This is a genomic window from Microbacterium tumbae, assembly GCF_054780175.1.
This window is the reverse complement of record NZ_BAAGWV010000002.1, coordinates 583978-597001: the sequence shown is the minus strand read 5'-3', so window position 1 is coordinate 597001 and position 13024 is coordinate 583978. Positions and strand designations below refer to the sequence as shown.

Here is a 13024-nt window from a genome sequence, read left to right as displayed (position 1 = left end):
CCTATCCTTGGGGCTTTCGCGGTCGTCCCCGGCGCGGTGCGGGGAGGTCTGCGGCATCCGGTAGTGCACGCGCGTATGTAATCCAGTCGTCGGCGGTCTTGAGCGGTACACCAAAGACCCTGCTGAGTACGCGTCGAGCGCTACTACCCTCGGTTGTGAGGCCTGCGCGAACGTACCGAAGCAGGGTCTCATCATCGGGACGGCGGACGCGACGACGCTCGCGCATCTCGAAGAACCCACCGAGCGCGTCTGACTCCAAGAACGCGAGTGCGCCTGCTGCGAGGTCCGCACGGTTCAGGGGGGAGGCGCTTCGAAAGTCGTAGTGCCCGCTGGTCGACATCTCGGCGTAGTAGGCGAGCACCGCGCCGCGGGAGCCCCTCTCGGGGACAACCTCGTAGATCATCTCCTCCGTGATCACCCGTACCCCATCAAGCTTGTAGGTCAGCGTCATAGCCGCGGCCTTTGCCTCCGCGCGAGCGGCGAGAGATTCGGTGAGGCAGAGCTCTTCGTCAAGAACCACGACCTCCGCGAGAGTCGGTTGCTGGTGCGCGATACCCCGCACGCGGTCTGTGAACTCAATGGATGCGTCTTGCGACAGGGAGACCTCCCTGTTCACGCAGAGCGTGATGCGGTGCATCTGCAATCGGTTATTCCGATTCATCAGTCCATCATTTTCTAGCTCGTTTAATACTGTATATGGTGGCACTCTACCACTATGAACACGCAACGGAACACGCGGGAAACGAGTGGAAGTCATGAATAGATTGCTGTCGCCGCGGGAAGCTGCCGATCTGCTCGGGATCAGCGAGCGTCAGCTGACGTTGATGCGCTTCAACGGTCGGGGTCCGGTCCACATCAAGGTGTCGCACAAGGCTGTTCGGTACCGGGAGAGCGACGTCACCGAGTGGGTTGAGAGCCGGGTTCGTCAGCAGTCTTCGCGAGTCGCAAGTTAGACGCGAAAGCGCCTACACGGACAACGTAGACGCCTTCGCGAGATCACCAGATCGCAGACAGGATAACCCGATCATGCCCGCTCGCCACTATGCCCACCGCCCGCCCCTCGAAGCCCTTTCCGATGTCCTGGAAGTTGTCGCCGTCTTGGCTGTTGCGCTGCTGGTGCTCACGACCGCGGCCGTTCTGCTCACCGAGGTGTTCGCATGAGGGGCACACACACGAACCGTATGCATGCCTTCCGTCGTGCCCAGGAGGCGAGCCAGGAGCGGAACGCCGTCGTGCGAAAGCATGCTTCCACTGAGCGCCCGTGGCGTGAGGAGGAGCCTCACGGTGAGGACATGTCGGGCGAGGTGGGCTCATGAGCCGCGCGGTCAGGAAGCACGGATTCGCTATGCTCCCGGACTGGTTCCTGCGGGAGGCGGTCCCTGCTCTCCGTCTCAAGGCTGCCAGCGTCGCGGCTTATGCCGTGCTGTGTGGGTGCGCGGATGCCTCGGGCTACTGCTATCCGTCGTTCGACCTCATTGCGCACGAGGGTGGCATGTCGAGGAACACGGCGGTGCGAGCGGTCAGGGCGCTCATCGACGCGAATCCTCCCTTGGTGAGGCTGGAATCGGTGGGCAACGGGACGTCTCACCGATACCGCGTCCTTGAGCGCCCTGATGCGATGCCGGGCGTACCCGAGATGGTTCGAAAGAACAACGACAATCGGCGTCGCCATCGGCTTCGGCAGCACGGACCTACCCCGGAACTGGGTAGGTCACGGGCGGATGGACCTACCCCGGAGATGGGTAGGTCAGATGCCGGACCTACCCCAGCGTTGGGCATGACCTACCCCAGAGCTGGGCGGGTGCCTACCCCAGAGCTGGGTAGGAAGAACACACAGCAAGAAAACACAGGAAGAACACACGGTGTTGCGCGTGAGCCCGGCGAGACGGCCATGCCCGACGTCGTCCACGAAGACACCGGTGCTCATGCACCGGACGCAACAGAAGATCTTGCCTGGGGATGGCATGGCTTGTTGAACCGTGAGCAGTGGGATGAGTACCGCCCCGAGTGGGAGCGGGTTCACGGCGAGACGCTTCACATCGAGCACACCCGATACTTCCCGACCCCTGACACGTACGCCGATGCGCTTGCGAAGCTCCGCACCGAGCAACCTCGTGGACCGTTCCGCGAAGCGTCATGACCCACCAGAAAGGAAAAGGGCTATGAGTACTCCCAATCCCAAGGAAGTACCGCGTGAGCGTCCCGCGTGGGCTGCGACATCATTCGCGGTCGCCAACCTCGACGACGCCGTACGCCGTTCCCTCGCACGCCTCGATGCTCGTCGTGCCACCCCGACCCAGGTCCGTGACGCTCTCGCATCGTCGGGTGTTCATGTCTCGCTCTCGTGGGCGAACGAATGGTTGGAGGACCGTCGTGCACGTCGCTGATCAGATCGTCTGGGATTACGCAGACGAACGTGGCATCGTTCCCATGCGGGGTCTTGGAAACCTTCCCGGGCACATTCGCGACCACCTCTCTGATTGGATCAGGCGGCCTGCCGCGCCCTGCCCTCACAGCGTCAGCGTCGCCACCATCGGCGGATGCGTCTTCCGGGTCGTCGGGCAGCCCACAGCACTATGCCCGTCGTGCGCTGTGGAGGCCCACATCGAGAGGATTGCGACCGCGTGCGGGATGTGCGGTCATCGCGTTGAGGGGGATGGCCAGCTCACGGCATTCACCGTAGCGGGGAGCACGTTGATACTCGGCGCATGGTGCGCCGCGTGCTGGGAAGGAGAAGACGAATGAACAAGCACACGCAGGCCGGACGGTACATGCGTCATGAGCGGCATGTTCTGGCCGCTGTCGGGACAGGAGGTTCGCTGCCGGAAGTCGTGGGGCGTGTCTCTTACCGGCTCACACCCGGTGAGCGGGACGCCGCTCTGAGGCGCTTGGAGGCAGGCGGTGCAGTCCGCCGTGACGACGCTGGGAACTACAGCCGCGACATCCAGGCGTGGTCGAGTATGAGGAGGGGGCGGAAGTGAACGACCTGAATCAGCGGCTTGCCGGTTTGCGTGGGTGGGTGAGCCGGGACGACGACCGTCGCGAACGTGAGCGGAATCTGCCGAAGGCCCTGTGCAGGAGGTGCGGCGGCATCGCCAAGGCAGGTGAGGGGTCCCGGGACGTTGAACCGGTCACGGGCCTCGTCGCTCTGCCGGGTAGTACCGGGAGAGTAGCGATGCGTAGGGCAGCTGTATCGCCGAAGGACACGGATCAGTGGCGGCGTGAATGCCAGACGTGCGCGACCGCGACGCTGGGGCAGATGTTGAGTGGTGTCCTCGGAACGCCGGTCTCGGAGGCTGACGCGCCGCGAGTCGTGGGGCGGCTCCGCGAGTGGGATGAAATCGGCTTCCCCGTACCGCTGAGCTTCACCGCCGAAGGTGCGGGCATCGCCACAGGGCGTCCGTGGGGTCACGTATCGCTGGATCAGCGGGATGAGGTGCGTCGCGTCCATGCCGAGGTGGTTCGTGAGCGTGTCGCGGGTCCCTGCACCCAGGGCGCGTGCGGTCTTTGCGGGCGTCGTGAAGCGATCCGTTGGTATGAGGGGCCGAGCTTCATGAAGTGGCCTGACGGTTCTCCGGCACCGGTGTGCGGGCCGTGCCAGGAAGTCCTGGATCGTCGGCCTGAAGTTCTCGGCGTGGAAGATCTCCGCGTGCGAGCGGTGGAAGCCGCAACCGGCTTCGCCCAGGCGTTCTACATGGCTCCGGATGATTTCCGTTGCTACTACGAGTCACGGGCCGCGGACGGGAACGGTTTCGCGGAACCGTGGACCTACGGTGACGGCATCGTGTCGTTCGTGGACGCCGTCTGGGAGGACCGTCCGAACCTCGCCCCGGTGGAGCGTCGCGACGAGTTCCGCGCACGCCTTCAGACCCGCCTGGAGACGGCGCGCAGGGTCAAGCAGGAGAAGCTCCACCAGGCAGAATCTGTCGCCTGGTGATCGAGCAGGGGCTGCCCACGGGCGGAGGTGGGAAAACTGTGCTGCGGTGGGCGGCCCCGGTGGGCCTCAGCGATGTTGAGGGCTCACCTGACGCGACAGGACGGCCCGGCCACGTAGAAGGGCCAAGGGCGACAGGGAACGCGTCAGAACGCCGGGAGCAGCGTCGTCAGTCATTCCTCGTCCTGAACGATCTCCGCGTCCACGTACTCGGGATCGAAGATGTTCGCCTCCTCCGGAAGCGGGAGCCCCAGCCCGCGTGCGGCGGCTTCGACCAGCGCGGTGAACTGTTCATCGTCGGGAGCCACCGCAACACGGGTCGGCTGATCGAGGCCGTCCAGCCGTGCCGCTCTCTCCAGCACCGACACCGCTGCCCGAATAGCCGCAGGGGTGGGAGCATCCTCCACCGCGGCAGCAGCGCGCAACCAGAGACGTTCTCCCCGCTGCCGGGCAATCTCGCGCAGCATCTCGCGATCCGGCTGAGGGACGCTCCCGAAGTAGTTCTTCACCGCCCTATATGCCGCAGGGGCGCCGCCGCGCATCCCCAGCGCCTTCGCGATGTCATCCCAACCACCACCGGCAACCCGCATCCGCCAGGCCTTCGACGCCCGGTCAGCGGCGTCAGCCCGAGTCCGACTTACCAAATACTTGTCATTGTGCATACGATCATGATCGTCGCGAGAGGTTAACTTGTGAAGCCCTACGGTATGCCCCTACTTGCCGACCTTTACGCGACGCCCCTGTCTGCTCGTGCGAGCGTTCTGCGCGATCTCTGGACTCGTCACGACGCGCCAATGACTCTGGCATCCGAGGATGAGTGGCTTGAGATCTACGACGGTCTCGGAGGATTCCTGCTCGACGCCGAGGTCAGAGAGGATGCTCGCCCCAAGAATCCTCTGGTGCTGTATCGAGCATCCTCCGCAGCAGGCGTGACCGGTCTTTCGTGGACGCCGTTCAGGCGCACGGCGATCTCTTACAGCCGTCTTCGCTTCGGCGTCCCGATCTGGTCCGCCGAGGTGCCTCCGGATCGCATGCGCGCGGCGTACCCCGGATTGCACTGGGCGGGGCAGTGGAACGAGATTGTCGCCGACGTGAGAGGACTCGCGGTAGCGCCTGTCCCCGCGCTACGTCGTTTGACAACGATCCCGAATGCCGCCCGCGACTCCGAGGATGCCAAGGCGCTCGCGCAGGCACTCAGACGTACAGGATGCTGATGCCAACCAGATCAGCAAGCACGACGAAGATACCGATCACTAGCCCGGCGATCGCCAGGCCTCGCCCTCGGTTCACCCGCTGCGCCCGATTGAGTCCGATTACGGCCCAGATGATCGCGGCGGCTCCGCTGCTGAAACTCACCAGATTCCAGACCAGACTCGGCATCAGGCCCAAGAAAAGCCCGAGGAGCCCCATCACGAGGGACCATGTCGCGGGCGAGTTCTTCCCAGCGGCCAGGTCGCGAGCCTCGTTGTAGAGGCTTCCCGAGCCGGTCGCTGCCGGACCAATCGATGCAAGGTGTTCTGTCCATTGGTTCCCATCCCACCAGCGCTGTAGGTTCGGCTGTTGCGGATCTGGATACCACCCCGCGGGGATAGAGGTTGGCGGCTGTTGAGGTTGCAGAGAGGGATTGGTCACAGTGTCCTCCAAGATCGGGTGGCTATCCATCATCTCTGATGGCTAGCCATAACGTATCGGAAGGTCTGTCGCTGTGGGCTTGAAGGGTGTCCCAGCCTGTCGACGAACCGAACTTTCCTGCGCTTCGTGCTCACCTCGCACATCTTCGCCATGAGCGCGGCTGGAGCTACGACGAGTTGGCCGCGCGTTCAGGCGTGGGGCGCTCAACACTCGTGACGTTGGAGAGCGGAAAGTCACGACGTAACCCGAATAAGCCCGCTACCACCGGCACACTCACAACGTGGTTCCACATCGCGAGAGCATTCGAGATCAGCCTCGGTGACCTCGTAGGACATCTGGACGGGCGTCAGTGAGGAACGGGCCCGAGGAATAGCTCGCCCACTCACGTTCAGCTTCTGGATCGCCCGTAACCATCATCCGATTGAAAGCTGCCAGCTGTGCCCGCTCGCGACCGAAGATCGCTTTGAACGCATCTGCGAGCCCGGTATCCCCGTCGTAGAGGATCGCGCATGCACGAGATGTGAACTCGATGACGTCCCAGAGCAGATGCTGGACATCTCGCCAGTCCTCGTCCACCCAGACAGCAAGCGCGATTGGCACATCCTCCACGCCCGCGTGCCGGATGGGATCTACTGACCAGATCTCAACAAAATCGACTCGCTGCGCAACCGCAGGAAGCGGGTCGACCCAGTCCAGCCGGTGTTCGCGCGTTTCGCCTAGAAGCGGCTCGACCTCGCCGAAAACCATCACGAACTCGGGGTCGGGGATAGTCTCAAGAACCAACGGGCGGCGATGCTTGTCAGTGTTGTGAATCTGCTGAAACCAGGTAATCACGCCGGCGCCCGTGGAGAAAGGCTGCATGGCTTTGAGGGCAGATCGTTGCTGACTGGTTAGCACGGCAAGATGACGCTTCTGCTCGACCTTGCTCCATTCCTCAGCTGTACTCGCGATGGGAAAGTACGTGCCCCGTTCCTCAGACCTGGTTAATGGTGGCGAGGCTGCCTCGCTAGCTGCCGTGTACATCGCGATGTCGAGCAATGAACGAGCACGACCGAGGATGTCGCGGAACTCCTCGGTCAACCCGTTCGGTTTCAACTCTCCTCTGACGCCGTACCGATAGACGATTCGATGCTCGCCATCACGGCGAGGTACCGCACGAACCACGACTCGATCTCGATGATGTTTCGCGGCCTTCTCAAGGAACTCGAATGACTCTTGTATCAGATACACGAATCGCTCACTCCACACCGAGTGCCCCAACTCCTCTGCCATAGCCGGAGTCTAGCCAGCGGTCACGCTTTCCGTGCTACAGAATTACTCCGATCCGCGCAGGTTCGTTCTGACGATCAGCGGCCCTATGAAAGCATCCCTGACGGAATCAAGACCCCGGGGGAGGGGATCGTCCGGTCGCATCCTGTGATGCCCACTGTTTGCCCACAACATGTGGGCGTGACATCGAGTTTCATCGGATAGCTATCAGCATCCACTTGCGGCACTATGACTGGGCAGGATCGGCATGGGCGCGAGATGGTGCAGCGGGCATAGGGGTTTCAAGTCCCACCGGCCCCACTCATCCCGACGACGAGGGGTCGTCGATGAGCTCCAGAAGTCGTCTCAGCTCGTCGCGGATCTCGGAGTGATCGTATTGGCCGGCTCGGCTCTCGCCCGAGATCACCCCCGAGCGGCGTACGGCTCGGAAGTCCCCGAAGGGGAACGAATAGGCCTGCTTCGTCTCCGGGTTCTCCGATCTGTCGACACCCAGATGCCAGTGGGAGAACTCGGTCCATCCGTGCTCGTGGATGAAGGCGTTCTCCTCGTCGACCGTGGGGGCGGCCTCCGACCAGTCGTCCCGTTCGTCCCTGACGACGTCGCCGTCCCCGACGAGCCTGCGGGCCTGGCGCGCCGCGGGACGGTTCAGTTCGATGCTCATGACCCGTCTTCGTCCTGGACGTCCTGTCCGGGCTCCGCCTGCGGCCGGCCGGTCACTCCGATGCCGACGGCTTCATGGCTGGGCTGCGGTTCGGAACGGGGCGGCGCCTTCGGCTCCTCCTCCGGATCCTTCTCGGTGCTGGGCTCCTGCAGCTGATCGTTCGAGGGCGTCTCCTCTTCGGAGGCCTCGGGAGCGCCGGAGAGGTCGCTCACGGCAGCACCCGGTCGTCATCGGGGGCGCCGGCGGCGAGACGGTCCGCCTCGGCGCTGTCGACGCGCGACGGATCGACGTCCGGATCGAGCACCTCCTCGCCGTCCACCTCATGGGTCGCCTGATCCTTCGCGTCCCGCTCGCCATCAGGGAACGGGAACGCGGGAGGGAATGCGTTCGACATGGTCTTCTCCTCTCGTGATGCGATCACGGTAGGACGCGGGGAGCGATTCCCCCACCCGGTTGACGCGGAGCGCCGGCCGGGCTAGCTCCTCACATCACATCGCCGATGTAGGAGTACTTCACGAACACCTCCGCGGCGATGCCGGATTCCTCCAGCACCCCCTGGACGGCGGTCATCATGTAGTTGGAGTCCCATCCCATGTAGAGGAAGTGCGTCTCGTCCAGCTCGTCCCACTGCCCCTTCCACGCCATCGCGTCGTACAGCGGGCCGCCGTGCGCCGCGCTGTACGACAGGGCGGCGGCGCGGTCGTCGGTCCAGGCGCGCCGGAACACCCTGTTGAACAGGTATCTGACGTCCTGGACCTCCCAGTGCTCGCCGCGGTACTCCACGTAGGAGAACTCGCGCTCCCACCCTGCGAGCCAGCCGCGTCGGCGCACGGCGTCGAGGATCGGGGTGAGACCGTCGTCGTCGATCTCCAGGACGTCGGGGCGGGCCCAGATGCGCAGGAACTCCTCGGTGAGCTGCTCCGTGCGCCGTGAGATCGCGGAGGTCCCCCAGCTGCCCGCCTCGGTGAGGACGCGAGTGGCGAGCACCGCACTGCGGGCGTAGGCGTCCCGCTGCTTCTCAGGGAAGGAGGCTCCGAACACGCGCTCGGCGAGTCCCTGCTCCAGCAGGGTGAGGTTGCCGAGCGTCGGGGCGAGCGCCCTGTGGCTGTTCTGCTCGTCCTCCGAGTACTCGTTCCACCCTCGGACCCCGTCGCCGGACCAAGACTCTCCCGGGGCCAAGGGCACGATGTGCTCCAGGTCGAAGGCGGACGCATCCGGCACGTTCTCGAGCCTTCCGAGGACGTAGGCCGCGTGGGGGAGCTCGCGGTACTTCAGGAATGCGCTGACCCGCTCGTCGGAGGGGGTGATGCGGGCGAACGCGCGCTTCAGGGATGCCGCGCCCTCTTCACGTGCACGGCAGAGCCGCGCGATCAGCCGGTCGGTCGGCAGGTTGACGACGGCGCGGCGGAGATAGAGCGCCTGGATCCACTCCAGCGTCTCCACCAGCTCGTCTCGGCCGATGCGCCCGCGACGGTGATCGCTGTAGGCGCTCATGACGAGCGGATACGACGCGCGGCCGAAGGCGTTCACGTACTCGAGCTGTCGTCGGACGTCGGGGTCGCTCTCGCGCGAAGGATCGAGCATGATGCCGTACAGCTCGGCGAAGTGGCGCCAGATCTCGGCATCCGCCTGCAGCTGTGCGACATCCACACGCGGGAACGAGCGTCGGAAGGCGCTGTAGACGCCGTGCTCGCCGCCGGCAGCGAGCTCGCGGCCCGTCGTCATCACGAGGTAGTGCCGCCAGAAGGCGCCGATGCTCTCGCCGGTATGCTGCTCGATGGGCAGCCAGAAGCGTTCCTCCACCTCCTGCTGCTCGCCATGGGTGAGGCCCATCAGGATGTAGTTGTGGATCAGCTCGTGGTCGCGCAGCGGCTCCCCTGTGGAGTTCAGGCTCTCGAAGATCTGCTGCGCGTTGGCGTCGGGGCCGAGCGTGATCGACACATGCTCCAGCTTCTTGAGTCCCCTCCAGATGCGCGGCGCCTCCTCGGCGTGCACCTGGCTGCGGAAGAACGCGTAGTTGTCGTCGAAGCGGGATTCGCGGTCGGCGTCGTCCCTGCGGTCCAGGACGACCGAGTCGTAGAGCTCGGCCCACGCGTCATGGGGGCGCAGCCGCGTGCGGCGATCGTCCGCCGAGCGGATCAGCACCCGCTCGAGCTCCGCGGCCATGCCGGGGTCGGAGTCCCGCACGGTGTGGTGCAGCGCGGCCGCGAGCAGCATCAGCGTCGTGATGCGCTGCTGGCCGTCGATGAGGATGAGGTCCGCGTCGGAGGCGTCCTGCGCGGAGAGGATCGACCCGATGAAGTGCCGGTGGCGCTCGTCCTCGTCGGCGACGGCGCGCACGTCCGAGAGCAGCCGTTCGCAGGCGCCGATGTCCCACCTGTACTGCCGTTGATACACCGGCACCACGATCGCCGTGCCGGGAGAGGAGAGCCATTCGACGGTGCCGGTCGCGGTCGCTTCGACATTGGTGGCCGTTGCCATGTTCTTCGCTCTTGCTCCTCACCACGACGGAAACCCGCGCTCCGCCGTCATCGAGTCTAGCCCGGGCGGATTTTCCACGGTCGAGCTCCACGGCGCGTCCGGGATGCGCTGTTAGGCTTGCCTTATCAGGGCCTGTTAAAACGTGCTGGCCCCCGATGAAAGGAACATGACTCGATCATGGGATACATCAAGTCCGAGTACCTCGAAGAGCGCGGTTTCGTCGTCCTCGACAGCTACAACCAGGCGCTCGACCCCAAGGAGTGGCTGGACATCGAGTACGTCGACTGGAAGTCCTCCGGCGACACGCGCTTCGCTCCGCTCGCGAGCGCCAAGGGCGACATCGAGTGCAACGGCTTCTGGAACCACAAGCCGCCGCGCACGGACAAGGACGGCGTCTGGATCCCCTCGCAGACGGAGAAGGCGCCGATCCTCACGCGTCGCGCGCAGGAGCCGGGTGCCAACGTGGGCCGTTGCCGCATCATCGAGCTGCAGCCGAACACCTACGGCGACTGCCTGTACAACCTCCATCAGGACGACAACAACAGGCTGAATCCGGATGGAACCGGCTGGGTGGTCCGCGGCTTCTTCAACCTGACGGACGACAAGGACAGCTTCTTCGTCCTGCGCGAGAACCGCACGGACCCCGCGGGTGAGGTGCGCATCGCGCTTCCGGCCGGCGCGCAGCTGATCATCGACACGCAGCGCCTCTGGCACGCAGCGACCCATGTGGGCACCGAGCCGCGCTACAACCTCATCACGTCGTGGACCTCCGGACCCGAGCTCGACGCCTACATCGAGAAGTACCACGGCACGGATCAGGTCGAGAACCACCCGGTCCCGCAGGACGTCCTCGAGGCCGGCTACATCGAGCAGGCCCGTAAGGACGCGGCCCGCGCCGCCTACTACGCGGCCAAGGGACAGCAGGTCAAGCAGGCCATGAGCGAGGCATAGGCACGCCGATCGCGACGGCGGCCCTGGTCGACATCGACCCGGGCCGCCGTCGTCGAATCACACGCTTGTCATTTCGCCCGTCTTGGGCGAGAATGGCCCTACAACCGCATATTCTCGCCACTTCGTTGGCTCAGGTCGTTGGGGAAGACGCACCTGATGAAACGGAGAGATCATGGCGACGGCTTACGCACGCGGAGTGGTGTACATCCACTCCGCGCCTCGCGCGCTCTGCCCGCACCTTGAATGGGCGGTGGGACGCGCCATCGGTCGTGCGGTGAACTTCGATTGGGACGAACAGCCCGTCCTCGAAGGATCTCGCCGGGCCGAGTTCTACTGGGACGGCCCCGTCGGCACGGGGGCTGCCCTCGCCACGGCGATCCGCGGCTGGGAGCATCTCCGCTTCGAGGTCACAGAGGATCCCACGCCGCGCAGCGACGGCGGGCGTTGGCTGCACACTCCCGATCTCGGCATCCATTACGCGCAGACGGATGCCGCGGGAAACATCGTCATCGGCGAGGATCGCATCCGCTACGCGATGGAGATCGCGGCCGGAGACGCGACCGAGCTGCAGCGCGAACTCGACGTCGCGTTGGGATCGGCGTGGGACGAGGAGCTGGAGCCCTTCCGCCACGCCAGCGACGATGCGCGGGTCGTCTGGCTCCACAAGGTCGGCTGACCGCCGCGGGCTCGGGGCGGGAAGGCGGAAGTACCGGCCGCCGGTGGAACATCCCGGAGACTGAGAAACCGAAGCCCGCCCCGCATGACCAAGGCCCCGTCCCCCGGCAGGAACCGGAGACGGGGCCTTCGTCATGCACACCCCGGGAAGGGCGAGCCGTCAGCCCTCGTAGTCGGCGATCGCGACGACCGCGTTGTGGCCGCCGAAGCCGAAGGAGTTGCTGATCGCGAGCTGCGGGCCGTCGCCGAGCGGCTGGGGGTCGCCCGAGACGCGCAGCGGGATCTCGGGGTCCTGCGTCGTGAGATTGATCGTGGGAGGCGCGACGCGGTCTCGGATCGCGAGAATGGCGAAGATCGCCTCGAGGGCGCCCGTGCCGCCGAGGAGGTGGCCCGTGGACGCCTTCGTCGCCGAGACCGGGACCTCGTGAACGCGATCGCCGATCACGTTCTTCAGGGCGATGTACTCGTTGGGGTCGCCCACCGGTGTCGAGGTGGCATGCGCGTTGACGTGGGTGATCTCGTCCGGCGTGCGACCGGCGGCCTCGAGCGCCAGCGTCACCGCCCTGGTCGCACCCTCGGGAGCGTTGGCCGTGATGTGATAAGCGTCGGCCGTGACGCCGCCGCCGACGATCTCCGCGTAGATCCTCGCTCCGCGCGCCTTGGCGTGCTCCTCGGTCTCGACGATCAGAGCGGCTGCTCCTTCGCCCATGACGAAGCCGTCGCGGTCGACGGAGTACGGACGGGAGGCGGTGGCCGGATCGTCGTTGCGGCGCGAGAGCGCCTGCATCGACGCGAAGGAGGCGATCGTGATGGGGTGGATGGCCGACTCGGTGCCTCCCGCGATCACCACGTCCGCGAGGCCCGCCTGGAGGTGCTCGTAGGCGTTCACGAGGGACTCGGTGCTGGAGGCGCAGGCGGAGGCGACCGTGCGGGCGAAGGCGCGTGCCGTGAAGTGCAGCGAGAGGTTGCCCGCGGCCGAGTTCGGCATGAGCATCGGGACCGTCATCGGCATGACGCGTCGCGGACCCTTCTCGCGCAGGGTGTCCCAGGCGTCCAGCAGCGTCCACACGCCGCCGATGCCGGTGGCGAAGTCGACGCCGAGGCGCTCGGGGTCCACGTCGGGGGAGCCGGCATCCGCCCAGGCCTCCATGGCCGCGATGAGCGCGAACTGGGAGGAGGGGTCGAGACGCTTGGCGACGGGGCGCGCCAGCACCTCCTCCGGACGCACGATCGCCTCGGCGGCGAAGGTCACCGGCAGCTCGAGCTCCGCGACCCATTCGTGTTCGAGGGAGCGTCCTCCGGAGGCGCCGGCGAGCAGGTTGGTCCAGTTCTCCGGAGCGGTGCCGCCGATGGCGGAGGTGGCGCCGATGCCGGTGACGACGATGCGCTTGGTCATGGGGGTGTGGTTCCTTGTCGAGCGG

General features: G+C 65.5%; 17 protein-coding genes and 1 pseudogene. 9 read left to right on the top strand and 9 right to left on the bottom strand.

Annotation, left to right across the window (positions count from 1 at the left end):
* Position 1: 1 nt before the first annotated feature.
* Positions 2-637, bottom strand: coding sequence for a hypothetical protein (locus ACYVGQ_RS10185; protein WP_460784508.1), 636 nt, complete (start codon positions 635-637; stop codon positions 2-4).
* A gap of 118 nt (positions 638-755) precedes the next feature.
* Between ACYVGQ_RS10185 and ACYVGQ_RS10180 the strand changes: the two genes are divergently transcribed.
* The 5 genes and pseudogenes from ACYVGQ_RS10180 to ACYVGQ_RS10160 all read left to right on the top strand — a co-directional run bounded on the left by ACYVGQ_RS10180 (position 756) and on the right by ACYVGQ_RS10160 (position 3937).
* Positions 756-953 carry a helix-turn-helix transcriptional regulator gene (locus tag ACYVGQ_RS10180; protein ID WP_460784507.1) on the top strand — a complete coding sequence of 66 codons (198 nt, stop codon included), beginning with the start codon at positions 756-758 and terminating at the stop codon, positions 951-953.
* A 73-nt stretch (positions 954-1026) separates the two neighbouring features.
* Positions 1027-1161: a hypothetical protein gene (locus tag ACYVGQ_RS10175; protein ID WP_460784506.1), complete on the top strand. Its 135-nt coding sequence runs from the start codon at positions 1027-1029 to the stop codon at positions 1159-1161.
* Positions 1162-1312: 151 nt separating this feature from the next.
* A pseudogene (locus ACYVGQ_RS10170) lies at positions 1313-1528 on the top strand (helix-turn-helix domain-containing protein); the annotation flags it as partial.
* Positions 1529-1891: 363 nt separating this feature from the next.
* Entirely contained in the window at positions 1892-2140 is a 249-nt protein-coding gene (locus ACYVGQ_RS10165) for a hypothetical protein (RefSeq protein ID WP_460784856.1), read from the top strand.
* Between the two features lie 837 nt (positions 2141-2977).
* Positions 2978-3937, top strand: coding sequence for a hypothetical protein (locus ACYVGQ_RS10160; RefSeq protein ID WP_460784505.1), 960 nt, complete (start codon positions 2978-2980; stop codon positions 3935-3937).
* A gap of 170 nt (positions 3938-4107) precedes the next feature.
* On the opposite strand, the gene ACYVGQ_RS10155 is transcribed toward ACYVGQ_RS10160, so the two are convergent.
* Positions 4108-4524 (bottom strand): hypothetical protein, encoded by a 417-nt coding sequence (locus ACYVGQ_RS10155; RefSeq protein WP_460784504.1) that lies wholly within the window; start codon positions 4522-4524, stop codon positions 4108-4110.
* A 117-nt stretch (positions 4525-4641) separates the two neighbouring features.
* On the opposite strand from ACYVGQ_RS10155, the gene ACYVGQ_RS10150 reads away from it, so the two are divergent.
* Complete coding sequence (locus ACYVGQ_RS10150) at positions 4642-5148, top strand: hypothetical protein (protein WP_460784503.1); 507 nt, start codon at positions 4642-4644, stop codon at positions 5146-5148.
* On the opposite strand, the gene ACYVGQ_RS10145 is transcribed toward ACYVGQ_RS10150, so the two are convergent.
* Positions 5129-5599, bottom strand: coding sequence for a DUF2510 domain-containing protein (locus ACYVGQ_RS10145; protein ID WP_460784502.1), 471 nt, complete (start codon positions 5597-5599; stop codon positions 5129-5131). The two genes, ACYVGQ_RS10150 and ACYVGQ_RS10145, sit on opposite strands and share 20 nt — an antisense overlap.
* Before the next feature lie 53 nt (positions 5600-5652).
* On the opposite strand from ACYVGQ_RS10145, the gene ACYVGQ_RS10140 reads away from it, so the two are divergent.
* On the top strand, positions 5653-5919 hold the full coding sequence (locus tag ACYVGQ_RS10140) for a helix-turn-helix transcriptional regulator (protein WP_460784501.1): 267 nt from the start codon (positions 5653-5655) through the stop codon (positions 5917-5919).
* Here ACYVGQ_RS10140 and ACYVGQ_RS10135 read toward each other — a convergent pair.
* The 5 genes from ACYVGQ_RS10135 to ACYVGQ_RS10115 all read right to left on the bottom strand — a co-directional run bounded on the left by ACYVGQ_RS10135 (position 5876) and on the right by ACYVGQ_RS10115 (position 9977).
* Positions 5876-6838 (bottom strand): hypothetical protein, encoded by a 963-nt coding sequence (locus ACYVGQ_RS10135; RefSeq protein ID WP_460784500.1) that lies wholly within the window; start codon positions 6836-6838, stop codon positions 5876-5878. The two genes, ACYVGQ_RS10140 and ACYVGQ_RS10135, sit on opposite strands and share 44 nt — an antisense overlap.
* A gap of 298 nt (positions 6839-7136) precedes the next feature.
* On the bottom strand, positions 7137-7496 hold the full coding sequence (locus ACYVGQ_RS10130) for a hypothetical protein (protein WP_460784499.1): 360 nt from the start codon (positions 7494-7496) through the stop codon (positions 7137-7139).
* Positions 7493-7708, bottom strand: a complete 216-nt coding sequence (locus tag ACYVGQ_RS10125; RefSeq protein WP_460784498.1) for a hypothetical protein — start codon at positions 7706-7708, stop codon at positions 7493-7495. Before ACYVGQ_RS10125 ends, ACYVGQ_RS10130 begins: the two co-directional genes overlap by 4 nt.
* Positions 7705-7890: a hypothetical protein gene (locus tag ACYVGQ_RS10120; protein ID WP_460784497.1), complete on the bottom strand. Its 186-nt coding sequence runs from the start codon at positions 7888-7890 to the stop codon at positions 7705-7707. The genes ACYVGQ_RS10125 and ACYVGQ_RS10120 overlap by 4 nt, the downstream gene beginning before the upstream one ends.
* Before the next feature lie 89 nt (positions 7891-7979).
* Entirely contained in the window at positions 7980-9977 is a 1998-nt protein-coding gene (locus ACYVGQ_RS10115; protein WP_460784496.1) for a DUF262 domain-containing protein, read from the bottom strand.
* Positions 9978-10154: 177 nt separating this feature from the next.
* Between ACYVGQ_RS10115 and ACYVGQ_RS10110 the strand changes: the two genes are divergently transcribed.
* Together ACYVGQ_RS10110 and ACYVGQ_RS10105 are read left to right on the top strand one after the other, a co-directional pair.
* Positions 10155-10928: a hypothetical protein gene (locus ACYVGQ_RS10110; RefSeq protein ID WP_460784495.1), complete on the top strand. Its 774-nt coding sequence runs from the start codon at positions 10155-10157 to the stop codon at positions 10926-10928.
* A 172-nt stretch (positions 10929-11100) separates the two neighbouring features.
* Positions 11101-11604, top strand: a complete 504-nt coding sequence (locus ACYVGQ_RS10105; RefSeq protein ID WP_460784494.1) for a DUF3145 domain-containing protein — start codon at positions 11101-11103, stop codon at positions 11602-11604.
* A 159-nt stretch (positions 11605-11763) separates the two neighbouring features.
* Here the strand turns inward: ACYVGQ_RS10105 and ACYVGQ_RS10100 are convergent, their stop codons facing one another.
* Positions 11764-12999 (bottom strand): beta-ketoacyl-[acyl-carrier-protein] synthase family protein, encoded by a 1236-nt coding sequence (locus tag ACYVGQ_RS10100; protein ID WP_460784493.1) that lies wholly within the window; start codon positions 12997-12999, stop codon positions 11764-11766.
* Between the last annotated feature and the right edge of the window lie 25 nt (positions 13000-13024).

Excerpts from the sequence above, each read along its gene's own strand:
- ACYVGQ_RS10145 (WP_460784502.1), bottom strand. The coding sequence starts at position 5,599 with ATGATGGATAGCCACCCGATCTTGGAGGACACTGTGACCAATCCCTCT.
- ACYVGQ_RS10115 (WP_460784496.1), bottom strand. The coding sequence starts at position 9,977 with ATGGCAACGGCCACCAATGTCGAAGCGACCGCGACCGGCACCGTCGAA.
- ACYVGQ_RS10165 (WP_460784856.1), top strand. The coding sequence starts at position 1,892 with ATGCCCGACGTCGTCCACGAAGACACCGGTGCTCATGCACCGGACGCA.
- ACYVGQ_RS10130 (WP_460784499.1), bottom strand. The coding sequence starts at position 7,496 with ATGAGCATCGAACTGAACCGTCCCGCGGCGCGCCAGGCCCGCAGGCTC.
- ACYVGQ_RS10100 (WP_460784493.1), bottom strand. The coding sequence starts at position 12,999 with ATGACCAAGCGCATCGTCGTCACCGGCATCGGCGCCACCTCCGCCATC.
- ACYVGQ_RS10135 (WP_460784500.1), bottom strand. The coding sequence starts at position 6,838 with ATGGCAGAGGAGTTGGGGCACTCGGTGTGGAGTGAGCGATTCGTGTAT.
- ACYVGQ_RS10155 (WP_460784504.1), bottom strand. The coding sequence starts at position 4,524 with ATGCGGGTTGCCGGTGGTGGTTGGGATGACATCGCGAAGGCGCTGGGG.
- ACYVGQ_RS10120 (WP_460784497.1), bottom strand. The coding sequence starts at position 7,890 with ATGTCGAACGCATTCCCTCCCGCGTTCCCGTTCCCTGATGGCGAGCGG.
- ACYVGQ_RS10110 (WP_460784495.1), top strand. The coding sequence starts at position 10,155 with ATGGGATACATCAAGTCCGAGTACCTCGAAGAGCGCGGTTTCGTCGTC.
- ACYVGQ_RS10105 (WP_460784494.1), top strand. The coding sequence starts at position 11,101 with ATGGCGACGGCTTACGCACGCGGAGTGGTGTACATCCACTCCGCGCCT.
- ACYVGQ_RS10175 (WP_460784506.1), top strand. The coding sequence starts at position 1,027 with ATGCCCGCTCGCCACTATGCCCACCGCCCGCCCCTCGAAGCCCTTTCC.
- ACYVGQ_RS10185 (WP_460784508.1), bottom strand. The coding sequence starts at position 637 with ATGCACCGCATCACGCTCTGCGTGAACAGGGAGGTCTCCCTGTCGCAA.
- ACYVGQ_RS10150 (WP_460784503.1), top strand. The coding sequence starts at position 4,642 with ATGCCCCTACTTGCCGACCTTTACGCGACGCCCCTGTCTGCTCGTGCG.
- ACYVGQ_RS10180 (WP_460784507.1), top strand. The coding sequence starts at position 756 with ATGAATAGATTGCTGTCGCCGCGGGAAGCTGCCGATCTGCTCGGGATC.